Below are 17,573 nucleotides of genomic sequence, written 5' to 3' on the forward strand. Positions count from 1 at the left end.
CAGGCAATTGAATTTCCGAGATTGGGGAAGACAGACGTCGAAGGTGGCGATCCTTCCCACCCCCCTCTGTCCTGCCGGACATCTCCCCCGCAAGAAGGGAGATCGGATGACGCTTTGGCTTTCGCCAACCACCAATGCTGCAAGGCAGGGCAATGAGGGGCAGTGCAACCTGAAGCGATTGCCTTGCAACGATCACTTCCGCGAGTTGCACCTAACCATCCCAGCGCTATCTATTTGGCCATGCCGCCCTTGCGGTTGACTTGGCAACAACCTTCCGATTTACACCGGACCACAAATTCCGGACAGCGCGGACCGTTTTCCCATGCTCGAAAAGACCTACGACGCCAAAGCCGTCGAGCCGAAGATTGCCAGGATATGGGAAGAGGCCGACGCGTTTCGGGCCGGTGCCGGCGCCGAGGAGGGGGCTGAAGCCTTCACCATCGTCATCCCGCCGCCGAACGTCACCGGCTCGCTGCATATGGGCCATGCGCTCAACAACACGCTGCAGGACATTCTGGTGCGCTTCGAGCGCATGCGCGGCAAGAACGTCTTGTGGCAGCCGGGCATGGATCATGCCGGCATCGCCACGCAGATGGTGGTCGAGCGCCAGCTGATGGAAAAGCAGATCCATCGCCGCGACCTGACGCGCGATGAGTTCATCGACAAGGTGTGGGAGTGGAAGGCCGAGTCCGGTGGCGCCATCCTCAACCAGCTGAAGCGGCTCGGGGCCTCGGCCGACTGGAGCCGCGAGCGCTTCACCATGGACGAGGGCCTGTCGAAGGCAGTGCTCGAAGTGTTCGTGACGCTCTACAAGGAAGGGCTGATCTACAAGGACAAGCGCCTTGTGAACTGGGACCCGAAGCTGTTGACCGCCATCTCGGATCTCGAGGTCGAGCAGCAGGAGGTCAACGGCAACCTCTGGCACTTCCGCTATCCGATCGAAGGCATGACCTTCGATCCGGAAAATCCGAAGACCTTCATCACCGTTGCGACGACCCGCCCCGAGACGATGCTGGGCGATACGGCTGTCGCAGTCCACCCCGACGACGAGCGTTTCCGGCATCTCGTCGGCAAGAACCTCATCCTGCCGATCGTCGGCCGCAAGATCCCGGTGGTGGCGGACGAGTATTCCGATCCCGAAAAAGGCAGCGGTGCGGTCAAGATCACACCGGCGCATGACTTCAACGATTTCGAGGTCGGCAAGCGCCACCGGCTGCCGGCGGTCAACATCCTCACCGTCAATGCGGCGGTGAGCCTCAAGGACAATGAGGACTTTCTGGCCGGACTGGAAGTGACGCCGGAGCGCCAGGCCGTCTGGGACGGCCTCGATGGCCTGGACCGTTTCGATGCGCGCAAGAAGATCGTCGAGCTGATGGAGGCGGGCGGCTTTCTCGAAAAGGTCGAGCCGCATCGCCATGCGGTGCCGCACGGCGACCGCGGCGGCGTGCCGATCGAGCCGTTTCTGACCGACCAGTGGTATGTCAATGCGGCGGAACTGGCCAAGCCGGCGATCGCCTCGGTGCGCGAGGGCCGCACCAATTTCGTGCCCAAAAACTGGGAAAAGACCTATTTCGACTGGATGGAGAACATCCAGCCCTGGTGCATTTCGCGCCAGCTCTGGTGGGGCCACCAGATCCCTGCCTGGTACGGGCCGGACGGGCATGTCTTTGTCGAAAAGACCGAGGAAGAAGCGCTCGGTGCCGCCGTCGAATATTATCTGGCGCTGGAAGGGCCGTGGAAGGCCTGGGTCGAGGACAAACTCGAGAATTTCCAGCCTGGCGAGATCCTGACCCGCGACGAGGACGTGCTCGACACATGGTTCTCGTCGGCGCTGTGGCCGTTCTCGACGCTCGGCTGGCCGGACCAGACGCCGGAGCTGGAGACCTATTACCCGACCGACGTGCTGGTCACCGGTTTCGACATCATCTTCTTCTGGGTCGCCCGCATGATGATGATGGGCCTGCATTTCATGGACCAGGAGCCGTTTCATACCGTTTATGTGCATGCGCTGGTTCGCGACAAGAATGGACAGAAGATGTCGAAGTCGAAAGGCAACGTCATCGATCCGCTCGACCTCATCGACGAATATGGCGCCGATGCGCTGCGCTTCACCTTGACGGTGATGGCAGCGCAAGGGCGCGACGTTAAGCTCGATCCGGCCCGCATTGCCGGCTATCGCAATTTCGGCACCAAGCTGTGGAACGCGACGCGCTTCGCCGAGATGAACGAAGTGGCGCGCGACGACGATTTCTGGCTGCAGGACGCCAAGCTGGCGGTCAACCGCTGGATCCTGACGGAGCTGACGCGAGCCGCGCGCGACATAACCGACGGCATCACCTCGTACCACTTCAACGAGGCGGCGGGTGCTGCCTACCGGTTCGTCTGGAACCAGTTCTGCGACTGGTACCTGGAACTGCTGAAGCCGGTGTTCATGGGCACCGACGAGGCCGCCAAGGCCGAGAGCAGGGCATGCGTCGCCTTCGTGCTGGACGAGATCTACAAGCTGCTGCATCCGATGATGCCGTTCATGACCGAGGAACTGTGGGCCGAAACCGCCGGCGAAGGCAGGCAACGGCCGTCGCTGCTTTGTCATGCGGCTTGGCCGTCGCCCGACTTCGAGGACGAGGAGGCCGCCGCCGATATCAACTGGCTGGTCGATCTCGTCTCCGGCATCCGCTCGGTGCGTTCGGAAATGAACGTGCCGCCGGCAGCGATCGCGCCCCTGATGGTGATCGGTGCCAATGAAACGACCCACCAAAGGCTTGAGCGCCAGGCATCGGCCATCAAGCGGCTGGCGCGGGTCGGCGACATCTCGCTGGTCGATGCGGCGCCCAAGGGCTCCGCCCAGATCGTCGTCAACGAGGCGACCATCTGCCTGCCGCTCGGCAGCCTGATCGACGTTACAGCCGAGGCAGCGCGCCTGCAGAAGGAACTTGCCAAGGTGACCGAGGAAATTGCGCGGCTTTACAAGAAGCTGTCCAACGAGAAATTCGTCGCCAACGCACCGGACGAGGTGGTGGAGGCCGAGCGCGAAAAACTCGCCGAATATCGCGAGGCGCAAGAGAAGCTTTCGGTGGCATTGACGCGGGTGCGCGATGCCGGCTGATCGAACAAATTGGGCCGGCTGATAGAGCAAATTGGGCCGGCTGATCGAGCAGATTCGCCGGGTCACGAATCTGCTTTCCAGATGGGCTTCCTGCCACGAAAACAGGCATTCCGCAGCGTAAATCTTGAGGCAAACTGAATGTTTTTGCCCCATTGTTGCCATAATGTAACAATGGGTGGCTGCGCACGCGAAATGCCCAGTTTTGTCGTGATTTAGGCGATTTTCCCGATTTTTCTCATTGATTTGTACCGAGCCAGCCATTTTCCCGCCTTGTCGAGAAGGCCGACACCTTGTCGGAAATGCGTTCGGCCAGGGTGTACATGTACGCACGGCGAATTCGTTGTTGCGCCATTAACCTGAATTGGTTCTAGCTTGATGGAATGACATTCGGGGAGGAGATTCATGTGTTATTCGCGTCTGAAAGCGCTGCTGGGCGCAGCGGCCTTTTCGCTGGCTTTGGTCGGGACGGCGCACTCCGGAGGCTTTGACCGGGGCGGCGTCAACATCGACCAGCTGTTCGACGCGGCGCCATATTCGTTCGATGCAGGCGTCACCTATGTTTCGCCCCAACGCACGCTCAAAAATGTGCAGCGTCTGGACGGCTCGGGGCTGTCGACGTCGGCGGTGGATGTTGGTGGCGACTATGCGGTGCCGCATGTCGGCATCAAGGCCAACATCTTTGAGCCCGTAGACTGTCTTGCCACCTATACCAGACCGTATGGTGCGGACGCAAATTTCGGCATGAACAACGCCTATTCGCCGACAGCGGTCAAATACTCCGTCGACACAGACGATTTCGGTCTCACCTGCTCTTACAAGGTGAACGTCGGCAAGGGCGCCATACGATTCATTGGCGGTGTCTCCTACCAGCAGGTCGACGCGTTTCTGTCCCGCCAGACACTGCTCGCCTTCGGCAATACCGGCCTCGGCGTCTTCAAGCTGTCCGACGAGGCATGGGGTTGGCGTGCGGGCGCAGCCTATGAGATCCCCGAGATCGCTCTGCGCGCCAGCCTGATGTACTCTTCCAGCTATAAATATGACGGGCTGTCGGGAACGGTCGACACGACCGGCTTCAGGGGCGCCTTTCCAGCGGATCTGGTTCCTGGCTCTACCGGCGTGTACCCAGTCTCGGCGTCGGCCGAGATACCTCAGGCTCTGGAATTCAAGCTGCAGAGCGGTATAGCTCCTGGCTGGCTGGCCTTTGGTTCCATCCGCTGGCAGGAGTGGAGCAAGCTTGGCGTCATTGCCATCAATGGCGTGCGCAGTCCGGTAACCGGTGCTCCCTCGCCCGTTTCATTCGACCTGCTTTATCGCGACGGCTGGACGATCACGGGCGGTATCGGTCACAAGTTCACCGACCAATTGTCGGGCGTGGTTTCGCTGACCTGGGATCGCGGCACCTCGACGACCTCCGGCTATCAGTCGGATACCTGGGCCGTGGCCAGCGGCGTCTCCTATTCGCCGAACGACCAGGTCGAGGTCAGGCTCGGCGGCTCGATCGGTGTGCTGACGAGCGGGTCATCGACTTTCAGCGGTGTCGGCGACGTGGCAAATGCCGTCACCTATACCTACGGCAACGACCTGCTTCTCGCCGGTTCGGCTTCCGTCAAGATCAAGTTCTAACTACAAATTTTTAAACGACAAAACGGCCGGGCACTGCCCGGTCGTTTCGTCGGTGCGTCATCCGTCATTCGGCCAGCGCAACAATTGCCCCCATGATGTTCGCTCCGATAATTGTGACGTTTCGGCAACAGTTTCTGAACAACCCTCGCGCCACCCGGCCGCCTGGGAACATTGCCCATTTCCCGCCATAAACCCGGCGCACCTCGAACTTGTCTCGGGACACGCGCCAAAAGGCTAGGCGAAGAGACAGGCCGCACCGCCCGCGGCAAGGACGAGTATGGACGCCAGAGCGATCTCCAAGGCCAAGCTGCCAAGCCGTCACGTGACCGTTGGTCCCGAGCGGGCGCCGCATCGCTCCTACCTCTATGCGATGGGGCTGTCGGCGGCCGAGATCGCGCAGCCGCTGGTTGGTGTCGCCAGCTGCTGGAACGAGGCCGCACCTTGCAACATCTCACTGATGCGCCAGGCGCAAGTGGTCAAGAAGGGCGTGGCGGCCGCCAAAGGCACGCCGCGCGAATTCTGCACCATCACCGTCACCGACGGCATCGCCATGGGCCACCAGGGCATGAAGTCGTCGCTGGTGTCACGCGAGGTCATCGCCGATTCAGTCGAGCTTACCATGCGCGGCCATTGCTACGATGCGCTGGTCGGCCTGGCCGGTTGCGACAAGTCGCTGCCCGGCATGATGATGGCTATGGTGCGCCTCAACGTGCCGTCGATCTTCATCTATGGCGGCTCGATCCTGCCCGGCAGCTACCGTGGCCGGCAGATCACCGTGCAGGACGTATTCGAGGCGGTCGGCCAGCATTCGGTCGGCACCATCGGCGACGCCGAACTGCTAGAAATCGAGCAAGCCGCGTGTCCGTCGGCCGGCTCCTGCGGCGCCCAGTTCACCGCCAACACCATGGCCACCGTCGCTGAGGCGATCGGCCTGGCGCTGCCCTATTCCTGCGGCGCGCCGGCACCCTACGAGATGCGCGACCGCTTCAATTTCGCTTCCGGCGAAAAGATCATGGAGTTGATCGCAAGGAACATCCGCCCTCGCGGCATCGTTACTATGAAAGCGTTGGAAAATGCCGCGACCGTGGTCTCGGCCACCGGCGGCTCGACCAACGCGGCGCTGCATCTGCCGGCGATCGCGCACGAAGCCGGGATAAAGTTCGACCTTTTCGACGTGGCCAGGATATTCGAAAAGACACCCTACATCGCCGACCTCAAGCCGGGCGGCAAATACGTCGCCAAGGACATGTTCGAGGCCGGCGGCATTCCGCTCTTGATGAAGACGCTGCTCGACCATGGCTATCTTCATGGCGATTGCCTGACGGTGACCGGCCGCACTTTGGCCGAAAATATGGAACATGTTTCCTGGAATGACAGCCAGGATGTGGTCCGTCCCGCCAACAAGCCGATTACCCAGACCGGCGGGGTCGTGGGCTTGAAGGGTAACCTTGCCCCCGAAGGCGCGATCGTGAAGGTCGCAGGCATGGCGGAACTCAAATTCTCGGGTCCGGCGCGCTGCTTCGATTCGGAAGAGGAATGTTTCGAGGCGGTTACGCGCCGTAACTATAGCGAAGGCGAGGTTCTCGTCATCCGTTACGAGGGTCCGCGCGGCGGCCCGGGCATGCGCGAAATGCTGTCGACGACGGCGGCTCTCTACGGCCAGGGCATGGGCGGCAAGGTGGCGCTCATCACCGACGGGCGTTTTTCTGGCGCGACGCGCGGTTTCTGCATCGGCCATGTCGGGCCGGAAGCGGCCGTCGGTGGCCCGATCGGGCTTCTGAAAGACGGCGACTTGATCTCGATCGATGCGGTGAACGGCACGATCGAGGTTGCATTGTCCAAAGCCGAACTGGCGGCGAGGGCAAAAGCATGGAAGGCGCGCACGACCGACTATCAGTCGGGCGCGATCTGGAAATACGCCCAGACGGTCGGATCTGCCCGCGACGGCGCGGTCACCCATCCGGGCGGTGCCAAAGAAACACACTGCTATGCGGACATCTGAGTTGTTGAGGTCGTCTGTCCTTTCGGCACTGGTTGCGCTCGCCACGTTTGGCGCGACCTTAGGCGCCGTCGGCCAGGCCATGGCCTTCGACGACAAGGTGTTCGACGACAAGACCGGCGTGAAGCCGCAGTCGAGCCCGTGGGCGGTGTTCCAGTTCGGCTTTTCCGCTTACAAGAACGGCCATAAGGAGCAGGCCGCGGAAGCCTACAAATATGCCGCCGAGAACGGCCAGATCGGCGCCACCTGGAAGCTTGCGCGCATGTATGCCGAAGGCGATGGCGTGGCGCGAGACGACTACGCGGCATTCAAGTTCTTCAGCGAGATCGTCGACCAGGACGTCGAGCCCGGTTCGCCCGAGGAAAGCTATGTTTCGGACGCGCTGGTGGCGCTTGGCGACTATCTGAGGAAAGGCATTCCCGGCAGCCCCGTCGAGGAGAACGAGGTGGCGGCCCAGGAATATTACATGCGTGCCGCCGCCAACTACCGCAATCCGAACGCCCAGTTCGAGATGGGCCAGATGTTCCTCAAGGGCGAGGGCGGCGTCAAGGCCAGCGTCAAGCAGGCCGGACGCTGGTTCCAGCTGGCGGCCGAAAAGGGCCATGCGGGCGCGCAGGCGACGCTCGGCAACCTGCTTTTCCAAAGCGGCAAGATCGTCCGCGGGCTGGCGATGATGACCGCGGCACTCGAACGAGCCTCACCCGCCGACCAGCCATGGATCCGCGGCATGCAGGAAGAAGCGTTTGCCGCCGCCGGCGAAGCCGACCGTCGCACCGCGATTTCGCTGGCCGACGACATCCTGACCAAGGGTGGCGGCGACCAGTAGGCCGGCGGGATTGGTCGATTTAAATCAGTTCTCGGTCGGTTTCGCCGGCACGCCGCCGGGCGCCGGTGTTGATATCGGCGTGCCTTGCAGATGCGGGGCCAGTGTGTTCTCCGGGCAGCCGTCCCGCTGCTTTGTCCAGGACGTGTTGTTGAGCACCATCTCGCAGCGGGCGAGGTGGCTTTGTCCGGCAAGTGTCAGGCAGGCCATTTGACCGATCTGGAACGATTTGCCATTGGCAAGGCATAGCGGAGCGGCAACGGCCGGCATCGCGCCAAAAGCGAGCGCCGCGGCACACGTGCAAAGTGCAAGTCGGATAGTCATGGGAACCCCAGCCACCATGATGATTTCTCATCAAGCGCGCGATTTGTGGCGATAAGAGGTCAACTTCTCAATGTGCCGCCGGACAGCAGCTTCGATCAGGCCGGCCGCAGCGCCAGATCGATCGCCACCGGCACATGGTCGGAGGGTTTTTCCCAGGCGCGCACCTGTTTTTCGATCGAAGCCGAGGAAAACCAATTGGCGGCTTCGGGCGACAGAAGCAGGTGGTCGATGCGGATGCCGTTGTTCTTCTGCCAGGCGCCGGCCTGATAGTCCCAGAACGTAAAGACGTCGGGGGCGTCGGTGACGGCACGCACGGCTTCGGTGAAGCCGAGATTCTTCAGCCGCCGGAACGCCTGCCGCGTTGCGGGCTGGAACAGCGCGTCGCTTAGCCAGTTTTCCGGATATTTCGCATCGGCCGGCTCAGGAATGACATTGTAGTCGCCGGCCAGGACCAGCGGCTCTTCCAGTGCAAGCCGCTCCTCGGCCCAGCGCTCCAGCCGCGTCATCCAGGAAAGCTTGTAGGAGAACTTCTTCTCGTCGTCGATTGGGTTGCCGTTCGGCAGATAGATAGAGGCAACCCGCAAGGCGCCCTTGTCGGTCGAGAACACGCCTTCGATGAAACGCGCCTGCTCGTCGGCATCGTCGCCCGGCAAGCCGCGATTGACCTCGTCGAAACGCAGCTTCGACAGGATGGCGACGCCGTTGAAGCCTTTTTGGCCGTAGGTCTCGACATTGTAGCCGAGCGCCTCGATCTCGGCGCGAGGAAATTGCTCGTCGACCGTCTTGATCTCCTGCAGGCAGGCGATGTCGGGCGCGCTTTCCGTCAGCCAATGGGTCAAATTGCCGATGCGGGCGCGGACGCCGTTGATGTTCCAGGTGACGATTTTCATGACGTCCTCGATAGGCTGGTGGTCCGGAGACTAGCGATCCGGCGGGTGACGTTCGACAAGGCCGATCGTATTGCCTGCCGGGTCCTTTAGGAAGGCCATCCACTCGCTTTCCCCCGCCTGGCCGAACAGGCCTTCGGTGTCGCGATGGACGAGCGCCGGCGGCGCGGTGAAGGGAACACCGGCGGCCCTTGCCGAAGCGTGGAACTCTTCGAGGTCCGATATGTCGAGATAGACGGTGCCGGCCGGCAGGCCGTCGGTGAAAAGCAGGCGCACGTCACCTGCCATGATGAAGGCGATGCCTGGAGGATCGAAACGCGCATGCAGACTCATGCCGAGCACCTCGCGCCAGAAGGCCAGCGTTGCGTCGAGATCGCGTCCGGCGGAAAGCGCGATCTGACGGACCGCGCCGATGTCGGGCATTTCTAGATCGAGAAGCTGGTGCCGCAGCCGCAGGAGGCGACCGCATTGGGGTTCCTGATCTGGAACGACTGGCCCATCAGATCGTCGACAAAATCGATCACCGAGCCGCCCATATAGACCAGCGACAGGTCGTCGATCAGCACGGTTGCGCCGTCCTTCTCGATGGCGACGTCGTCATCATTGCGCCTATCGACCAGATCGAACTTGTAGGAGAAGCCGGAACAGCCGCCGCCCTCGACCGAGACGCGCAGGGCCGTCTTGCCGGCTTCGCTCGCCACGATCTTGGCGATCCGCTTGGCGGCGGCGTCGGTCATCTCGACTTTCATGGCGGTCTTGGCATCAGCGCCCATGGGCGTCACCTTGCTTTCGGTTTCGTATGATAGGTATGAAGCGCGACGGGGCAAGTCAACTGCGGCATACGCTATGACCAACGAGTTGGGCGACATCGGATTCGGCTATCGGCCGCGCGCGGCCTATGCCAGCGACCCGGCGAAGTCGCGCGGCCGGCTGTTCGACGAGGTGGAAAGCCCGACGCGCACGCCGTTCCAGCGCGACCGCGACCGCATCATCCATTCGACGGCGTTCCGCCGGCTGAAGCACAAGACGCAAGTGTTCGTCGCACACGAAGGCGACCATTACCGCACAAGGCTGACGCATTCGATCGAGGTGGCGCAAATTGCACGCGCTCTGGCGCGGGCACTGCGCGGCGACGAGGACCTGGCCGAGGCGGTGGCCCTGGTGCACGACTTCGGCCACACACCCTTCGGCCATACCGGCGAGGACGCGCTGAACGAGAAGATGGCCGCCTGGGGCGGCTTCGACCACAATGCGCAATCGCTGCGCGTGGTGACGCGGCTGGAGCGGCGCTATGCCGAGTTCGATGGGCTGAACCTCACCTGGGAAACGCTGGAGGGGCTGGTCAAGCACAATGGCCCACTGACCGATGCCAAGGGCAAAGGGCTGAAGGGGCCGGTGCCGCAGGCGATCCGCGACTATTCCGAACTGCACGACCTCGAGCTCGACCGCTTCGCCGGTATCGAGGCGCAGTGCGCGGCGATTGCCGACGACATCGCCTACAACACCCATGACATCGACGACGGGCTGAGGGCAGGGCTGCTGACGCTGGACATGCTGGAGGACCTCTCGCTGCCGGGGTCGATCCTCAAGGGGGTGCGTGAGCGCTATCCGGCGCTCGATGACGTACGCACCGGCCACGAGCTGATGCGCCGGCAGATCACTATCATGGTCGAGGACGTGATCGTCTCGACGACGGCCAATCTGGCGCGCATCAAGCCCGACAGCGCCGAGGCGGTAAGGGCGGCCGGCGAGACGATGGTGAGCTTCTCCGCCGAGACGGCCGTATCGGAAAAGGAGTTGAAGGCCTTTCTCTACAAGCATCTCTATCGGCACGCGGAGGTCATGCGGGTGCGCGCCGACGCCGACCAGATCGTCAGGGACCTGTTCGACGTCTATTTCGCCGATCCGCGCGCCATGCCGGATGGCTGGCGCGAAGGGCTCGATCGGGCGGAGGATCGCGTCAAGGCGCGCAGTGTTGCCGATTTCCTGGCTGGCATGACGGACACTTATGCACTCAAGGAACACAGGCGTTTGTTTGACCATACGCCGGATTTGAGCTAGGGCGGGCGCGATTTTGCCGGCCAACGAGCCGGATCCCTGCAAAACCGTCAGAGCCATAGCAATGAACATCTTCGCCGATTTCAACGCGCGAATCATAAAGGCCGTCGAAGCGCTTGATTTGAAAGACAAGGATGGCGTGCCGCCGGATCTGTCGCGCATCGCCGTCGAGCCGCCGCGCGATGCCAGCCATGGCGATCTCGCCACCAACGCTGCCATGGTGTTGGCCAAGCCGACCGGCCAGAACCCGCGCGCGCTGGCCGAAAGGCTGGCCGAGGCGCTGCGCGCCGACGAGGATATCGCGGCCGCCGAGATCGCCGGCCCGGGCTTCGTCAATCTCAAGCTCAAGGACGACTTCTGGCAGGCACATCTGACGGCGCTGCTCGGCGAGGGCCGCAATTACGGCCGCTCGACAGTCGGCGGCGGCAAGAAAACCAATGTCGAGTATGTCTCGGCCAACCCGACCGGGCCGATGCATGTCGGCCATTGCCGGGGTGCCGTGGTCGGCGACGCGCTCGCCAACCTGATGGCCTTCGCCGGTTACGACGTGACCAAGGAATATGTCATCAACGATGCCGGTTCGCAGATCGACGTGCTCGGACGCTCGGTCATCCTGCGCTACCGCGAGGCGCTTGGCGATGAGATCGGCGAGATTCCGGCCGGGCTTTATCCAGGCGACTATCTGATCCCCGTTGGTCAGGCGTTGGCCAGCGAATTCGGCCGCTCCCTACTGCAGATGCCGGACGAGGAGGCACTTGCCATCGTCAAGGACAGGACGATCGACGCGATGATGGCGATGATCCGCGAGGATCTGGCGCTGCTCAACGTGCATCACGACGTCTTCTTTTCCGAGCGGACGCTGCATGCCAACAATGCGAAGAAGATCCGCTCGGCGATCAGCGACCTGACGCTGAAGGGCCACATCTACAAGGGCAAGCTGCCGCCGCCCAAGGGCGAGAAGCCGGACGAGTGGGAGGACCGCGAGCAGACGCTGTTCCGCTCGACCGCGGTCGGCGACGACATGGACCGGGCGCTGGTCAAGTCGGACGGTACCTTCACCTATTTCGCTGCCGATGTCGCTTACCTCAAGGACAAGGTCGATCGCGGCTTCGTTGACCTGATCTATGTGCTTGGCGCCGATCATGGCGGCTATGTGAAACGGCTGGAAGCGCTTGCCCGGGCGATTGCCGGCGACGAGGTCAAGCTTACCGTGCTGCTTTGCCAGCTGGTGAGGCTGTTTCGCGCCGGTGAGCCGGTGCGCATGTCGAAGCGGTCGGGCGAGTTCGTGACCTTGCGTGAAGTGGTCGAGGAGGTCGGCCGCGACCCGATCCGCTTCATGATGCTCTACCGCAAGAACGACGCGCCGCTCGATTTCGACTTCGCCAAGGTGACCGAGCAGTCGAAGGACAATCCCGTGTTCTACGTGCAGTATGCCTCGGCGCGCTGCCATTCGGTGTTCCGGCAGGCAAGCGAGCAATTGGGCGAGGCCATGTTCGACCGCAACCAGCTGGCCGCCGAAGTGGCTTTGCTGACCGACGAGGGTGAGATCGGCCTGATCAGAAAGCTTGCCGAATATCCGCGGCTGATCGAAGCCGCGGCGCTCGCGCTTGAGCCCCACCGGCTGGCATTCTACCTCTACGAACTCGCTTCCAGCTTCCACGGACACTGGAACCGCGGCACCGATAATCCTGACTTACGTTTTGTTAAGGTTAACGACCGACAATTGACGCATGCCAGACTAGGGCTGGTGCAGGCTGTTTCGGACGTTTTGACGTCCGGCCTGACGCTGATCGGAGCCAATGCGCCCACCGAAATGCGTTAGGTTTGAGTAAAAAACCTGTCACCTTTTGCCCACATTGCGCTGGTAAGGGCCAACCCTACGCGACGTCCATGGCGTCCGAATGAGTGCGAGTTCGGGAACAATAATGGCAGACAGAACCCAGCTGAGAGCAGCCGACCACAACGACATCGCCAACGATGATCCGTTCGCGGAACTGACCAGGATCATGGGGTTCGACCCGCGCCAACCGGTCAAACCGCAAACGCCGGCCCAGCCGAAAGCCGCTGCCGCCGGGCCGCCGGAGGGCGAGGCCGATTTCGACATCGATCTCGAGAAGGAGTTGATGGGCGAGTTCGGCGCCGACGCCAATGACAATGCTTCCCCTGTCGAGCTTCGCGAGCCGGCATCCGAACCGGCTACCACGGATGGGATGGAGGACGCGCTTGCCGCCTCGTTCGAACAGGATTTCGCGTTCGACGACAGTGCGGTGGATGATGCTGCTCCTGTTGCGGCCGCTCCTGTTGCCGCCGACGAAATTGCCTCCGGCCCCGAAAGGTCGTTCGCTCCCGCTGTCGAGTCGGAGTTCGACGACGAGTTCGATAACGCCGTCGCCGGCTCGCTCGAAGACGTGTCGCCGTTCGAGGACGACTTGTCGAGTGACGACGAACTTGCCGGCCCTGTCGACCAGGATTTTCGGCTCGACGACGATGTGACGGGCAAGATCGGGGCGACGGGCGAGGACGGACCTAGGGCCGCAGCCGATGCATACGCGCCGGTCGACGAGCCCGCCTTCGACGACGAGCCTGCCTTCGACAATGAGTTCGACAACGCCGTGGCCAACTCGCTCGAAGACGAGCTGATGCTCGAAGAGCATGAGCCGATGGAGCAGGCCGTCGCCGTTGAAACCGCCGCGCAAGCCGCCGCGCCTGCGTTCGATGACGAGTTCGACGATGCCGTTGCGAGCTCGCTCGAAGACGAGCTGATGTTCGACGAGCAGGAGCCGGCGGTCGCCCCGGCATCGCCGGTTGAGGCGGTTTCGGACGATGAGAATTTTGCCGGCCATTTCGATGATGCCATGGCCGACGTCGACATGGACTTAGACGTTCGCCCGAACGAGCCTGCCGAAATCGAAGAACCAGAGGCCGTCGAGCTTTCCGGCACGGCTGCTGAAGCGGCGTTCGACGACCATTTCGATCTGAGCCTCGACGATGCGCTTGCGGAGGACGTCGAAGAGCCCGTGGCGCAGGTTGCGGCCGAACCAGTGGCGCCGGCCGCTGTCGTCCCGACAGCCCCAGTGGCTGAGGAACGCAGCCTGGAAGACGAGCTGAACGCGCTGCTGGGTGCAATGAGCACACGGCCGGCACAAGCGGCCAACGAACCTCAGACAAGCCAGCAGCCTGCCCAGAAGCCTGTGATGGCTGCTGCTCAGCAGCCCGTGGCGCCCGCAATTCAGGAGCCAGCAGTGGCTGCTGAACAGCCCATGGTGGCGGCTGAAGACGTCACCAACGAACCGGTGCATCCTGTCGACGAGCTGGATTGGGAACTCGACGAGCACGAGCCCGCTGAGCCGCAGCAGTCCAGTGCCGCCGATGATGCCGATCTTGGCAGTGTCCTCTTCGATGAGCTTGAAGGCGAGGATTTCGGTGTTGAAGCCGCTGCCGGACCTGCGGATGATTTGGACAATGATGCGCTCGATGCCGATTTCGCCAGGAATATCGGCCTGGATCATGACTCGGCCGACAAGAGTGCCGCAGCTGCTTCCGAAGAAGATCCGCTCGATGCGCTGAACTGGCTGACGACACGCGCCACGCCGCCCGAGCCGGCCCGCTCGTGGAGCCGCGTGACGCCGGTCGCACAGCCTCAGCCCGCTTTTGCAGGCCAGCCGGTGGCTTCGGCGCGTCCGGCACCACCGCCGCAGCCGGCTGCGGCGCCGTCCTATCGGGCCGCACCGGTCGAAGAGGCGCCGTCCTATGAAGGCCAGGCATCCCGTGAAGAGAGGCCGTCCTATGAAGATCGGCCCGCCTACACGGAAGCTGCACCAACCTCGCATCAACAGCCTTCCGCGTATGACGAGATGCCCGATGTCGAGACGGTCGACGTGCCCGAGCGCGTCGTGGCGCTGGCGGACGATCTCGACATTCCGGAGCTCAACTTCGACGATGACGAGCCGGTGGCGCCCGCCTACGACGATCTTGATGCCGATTTTGCCAGCCTTCTCACCGAAATGAATGCCACGGATATAGCGCCTGCCCCGGTGCGCAGTGCTGGCTATGACGATGAATACGATGCGGGCTTTGCGTCTGGTTATAAGCAAGATCGTGGCGAGACGCGCGCCTATGGCGCCAAGCCTGCGGAAGCCCCCGTCAGCGCGGCGGCCGCTTCCTATGCCGATGCAGCGGACGGTTTCGATCTGGGCCCATTGCCCGGTGGCCAGCCGGTTTCGCAAGCCGACGATTTCACCTTCGATGAGCTCGACTACGATCCCGAACTGGACGACGAGATGTCGGTCCCGGGCCTCGCCGAACGCGAGGCCGAAAGGCGGCCGCGCAGGCGCGGGCTGCTGATAGGAGCGATAGTCGGCGCGGTGGCGATCGCCGGAGGCCTTGGCGCCTTTGCGTTGACCCTCGGCGGCAAGAGCGACGGCGATGCGCCGGTTATCGTCAAGGCCGACAACAGGCCGATCAAGATCAAGCCGGAAAATCCAGGCGGCACCGTCGTGCCGAACCAGGACAACAAGGTCTATGACGCTGTGGTCAAGGGCGCCAAGCCCGCCGAGCCCGTTCAGCAGAAGCTGGTCACCAACACCGAAGAGCCTGTGGACCTGAAAGCCAACGAACCGGAGAGCCGCGTCGTCGATCTTTCGCCCAATGACCCCGACGCCGCGGACGATCTCGACGCGCCCGGCACAGTGGCGTCCGACACCAACGCCTCTGGTATCAACGCGCCTGATACCAACGCGCCTGACACCGATGCGCTTGGCGCCAATGCCGCTGGCGGTACCGAAACTGCCGCCGCACCGGCGCCCAAGTCCGAGGATCGCATCGCGCAGGTTCTGCAGGAGGCCGAGAAGGGTGCCAACCCCGAGATCGTCGCCGTTGCGCCGCGCAAGGTACGGACCATGGTCGTGAAACCTGACGGCTCGCTGGTGGCGCGCGAGGATCCGGCGCCTGCCGCCCCGCAGATGGCTGCTGCCGAGCCGGCAGATCCGGCGCCGCAGCACGTGGCTCCGTCGGCCCAGGCCGACGCCGCCGCGCAGACTGGCACCGTGCCCCTGATCGAGCAGATGACAAGTGATCCGAAGATTGGCGATCAGAAGATTGGTGACCAGCCGAGTGGCGATCAGGCGAGTGGCGATCAGGCCGAAACCACCAAGCTGCAGCCGGCGCCCAAGCCCGACACCAAGGCCGAAGCCAAGGCCCAGCCCTCAGCCAGCAAGCAGTCCGCCAACACCCCGGCCACGGTCCCAGTGGCGCCGCAGCGTCCGTCCGACCAGCCGGTCGACGTAGTCGGCGAAGTCAAGCCCGATCAGGTTGCTTCCATCGATCCGGCCGCGGCCGGCGCTGGTTCGTGGTCGATACAGATCGCTTCGCAGCCGACAGTCGAAAGCGCCCAGTCGACTTATCAGGATCTGCAGCGCCGCTACGGCAGCGTGCTTTCCGGCCGCACCGCCAACATCGTCAAGGCCGAAATTGCCGGCAAGGGCACCTTCTACCGCGTCCGCGTTCCAGCGCAGTCGCGCAACGAGGCGATCAAACTGTGCACCAGCTACAAGGCTGCCGGCGGCAATTGCTTCGTGTCCCACTAGCGGCACCAAAAACCTCTCGAAAAGCCGGCGCTCGCGCCGGCTTTTTTGCGTGAACGGAAATCCCTGGAGGCAATTGCGGGCGATTCCCTTTGTCGGCGCGAAGCTCTAAACTGTTCCGCATGACCGAATCAAAATCCATGATCCTCGGCTGCGCCGGGAAATCACTGACCCGCGACGAGATCCGTTTCTACCGCAACGAATGCCCGTGGGGTTTCATCCTGTTTGCGCGCAATATCGGCGAGACCGAGCAGATCCGCGATCTGGTCGCCGCCATGCGCGACTGCGTCGGGCGCGCGGATGCGCCGGTATTCATTGACCAGGAGGGCGGCCGGGTGCAGCGCCTGCGGCCGCCGCTGGCGCCGAACTATCCGGCTGCCGGCGCACTCGGCGCCTTGTGGCGCGACGACCATGACGCCGGCACCCGTGCCGCCTGGCTGATGGCGCGGCTGCATGCCTTCGATCTGCTGCGCTACGGCATCACGGCGGATTGCCTGCCGGTGCTCGACGTGCCGATCGAGGGCGCCAGCGACGTCATCGGCGCACGCGCCTATGGCAAGGAGCCGCGCGCCGTCATCGAATTGGGTCGCGCCGCGGCGGAAGGCCTGATGGCGGGCGGCGTGCTGCCGGTGATGAAGCATATTCCCGGCCATGGAAGGGCCTTCGCCGACACGCATTTCGAACTGCCGACCGTCGACGCCTCGATCGGCGACCTGCAGCGGCATGATTTTGCCCCGTTCAGGGAGCTCAACCATTTGCCGATGGCGATGACGGCGCATGTCGTCTATAGCGCGATCGACCCGAAGAACCCGGCCACGACATCCGGCAAGGTCATCGAAAAGATCATCCGCGGCGAAATCGGCTTCGACGGCCTGTTGATGAGCGACGACACCTCGATGAAGGCACTTTCTGGGGATTTCCCGTCAAAGGCGGCCGCTATCCTTGCGGCGGGCTGCGATCTGGTCCTTCACTGCAACGGCGTGTTTGAGGAGATGGCCGGCATTGCATCGCGAACGACCGGACTTGAAGGCAAGTCGTTTGAGCGCGCGGAGCGGGCGCTGACCTATATCAGGAACTGTGACGTAGCGGACGAGACCGAGATTCGGGCCGAATTTGCCAGTTATTTCGACGCGGTGGCCTAGCATCAAAGGAAGCGAAGTGGCGGAAACAT

12 protein-coding genes are annotated in these 17,573 nt (G+C 62.9%); 8 read left to right on the forward strand and 4 right to left on the reverse strand.

Translation table 11 applies throughout. The annotated features are described in order from the left end of the window. Positions 1 to 322: 322 nt before the first annotated feature. The 4 genes from NKJ09_RS00815 to NKJ09_RS00830 all read left to right on the forward strand — a co-directional run bounded on the left by NKJ09_RS00815 (position 323) and on the right by NKJ09_RS00830 (position 7,554). A complete protein-coding gene (locus tag NKJ09_RS00815) occupies positions 323 to 3,106 on the forward strand; it encodes a valine--tRNA ligase (protein ID WP_352495393.1) in 2,784 nt (927 codons plus the stop codon). Positions 3,107 to 3,508: 402 nt separating this feature from the next. Further along, positions 3,509 to 4,729: an OmpP1/FadL family transporter gene (locus NKJ09_RS00820; RefSeq protein ID WP_352482115.1), complete on the forward strand. Its 1,221-nt coding sequence runs from the start codon at positions 3,509 to 3,511 to the stop codon at positions 4,727 to 4,729. A 277-nt stretch (positions 4,730 to 5,006) separates the two neighbouring features. Then, complete coding sequence (gene ilvD / locus NKJ09_RS00825) at positions 5,007 to 6,731, forward strand: dihydroxy-acid dehydratase (protein ID WP_352495392.1); 1,725 nt, start codon at positions 5,007 to 5,009, stop codon at positions 6,729 to 6,731. Then, positions 6,718 to 7,554 (forward strand): tetratricopeptide repeat protein, encoded by an 837-nt coding sequence (locus tag NKJ09_RS00830; protein ID WP_023678939.1) that lies wholly within the window; start codon positions 6,718 to 6,720, stop codon positions 7,552 to 7,554. Before ilvD ends, NKJ09_RS00830 begins: the two co-directional genes overlap by 14 nt. A gap of 24 nt (positions 7,555 to 7,578) precedes the next feature. On the opposite strand, the gene NKJ09_RS00835 is transcribed toward NKJ09_RS00830, so the two are convergent. The 4 genes from NKJ09_RS00835 to erpA form a co-directional block, all read right to left on the reverse strand. Beyond that, entirely contained in the window at positions 7,579 to 7,893 is a 315-nt protein-coding gene (locus NKJ09_RS00835) for a hypothetical protein (RefSeq protein WP_023720051.1), read from the reverse strand. A gap of 77 nt (positions 7,894 to 7,970) precedes the next feature. Then, entirely contained in the window at positions 7,971 to 8,765 is a 795-nt protein-coding gene (xth, locus tag NKJ09_RS00840) for an exodeoxyribonuclease III (protein WP_023720052.1), read from the reverse strand. A gap of 30 nt (positions 8,766 to 8,795) precedes the next feature. After that, positions 8,796 to 9,185: a VOC family protein gene (locus NKJ09_RS00845; RefSeq protein WP_352495391.1), complete on the reverse strand. Its 390-nt coding sequence runs from the start codon at positions 9,183 to 9,185 to the stop codon at positions 8,796 to 8,798. Positions 9,186 to 9,187: 2 nt separating this feature from the next. After that, positions 9,188 to 9,535 carry an iron-sulfur cluster insertion protein ErpA gene (gene erpA / locus NKJ09_RS00850; protein WP_352467016.1) on the reverse strand — a complete coding sequence of 116 codons (348 nt, stop codon included), beginning with the start codon at positions 9,533 to 9,535 and terminating at the stop codon, positions 9,188 to 9,190. 73 nt (positions 9,536 to 9,608) lie between these two features. Between erpA and NKJ09_RS00855 the strand changes: the two genes are divergently transcribed. The 4 genes from NKJ09_RS00855 (at position 9,609) to nagZ (ending at position 17,544) form a co-directional block, all read left to right on the forward strand. Further along, on the forward strand, positions 9,609 to 10,823 hold the full coding sequence (locus tag NKJ09_RS00855) for a deoxyguanosinetriphosphate triphosphohydrolase (RefSeq protein WP_352495390.1): 1,215 nt from the start codon (positions 9,609 to 9,611) through the stop codon (positions 10,821 to 10,823). Positions 10,824 to 10,884: 61 nt separating this feature from the next. After that, positions 10,885 to 12,642 carry an arginine--tRNA ligase gene (gene argS / locus NKJ09_RS00860; protein WP_352495389.1) on the forward strand — a complete coding sequence of 586 codons (1,758 nt, stop codon included), beginning with the start codon at positions 10,885 to 10,887 and terminating at the stop codon, positions 12,640 to 12,642. Positions 12,643 to 12,745: 103 nt separating this feature from the next. Continuing rightward, a complete protein-coding gene (locus NKJ09_RS00865; protein ID WP_352495388.1) occupies positions 12,746 to 16,405 on the forward strand; it encodes an SPOR domain-containing protein in 3,660 nt (1,219 codons plus the stop codon). A gap of 119 nt (positions 16,406 to 16,524) precedes the next feature. Next, positions 16,525 to 17,544, forward strand: coding sequence for a beta-N-acetylhexosaminidase (nagZ, locus tag NKJ09_RS00870; RefSeq protein WP_352482125.1), 1,020 nt, complete (start codon positions 16,525 to 16,527; stop codon positions 17,542 to 17,544). Positions 17,545 to 17,573: the final 29 nt, after the last annotated feature.

This window comes from Mesorhizobium sp. M0189, assembly GCF_040322135.1.
Classification (GTDB): domain Bacteria; phylum Pseudomonadota; class Alphaproteobacteria; order Rhizobiales; family Rhizobiaceae; genus Mesorhizobium.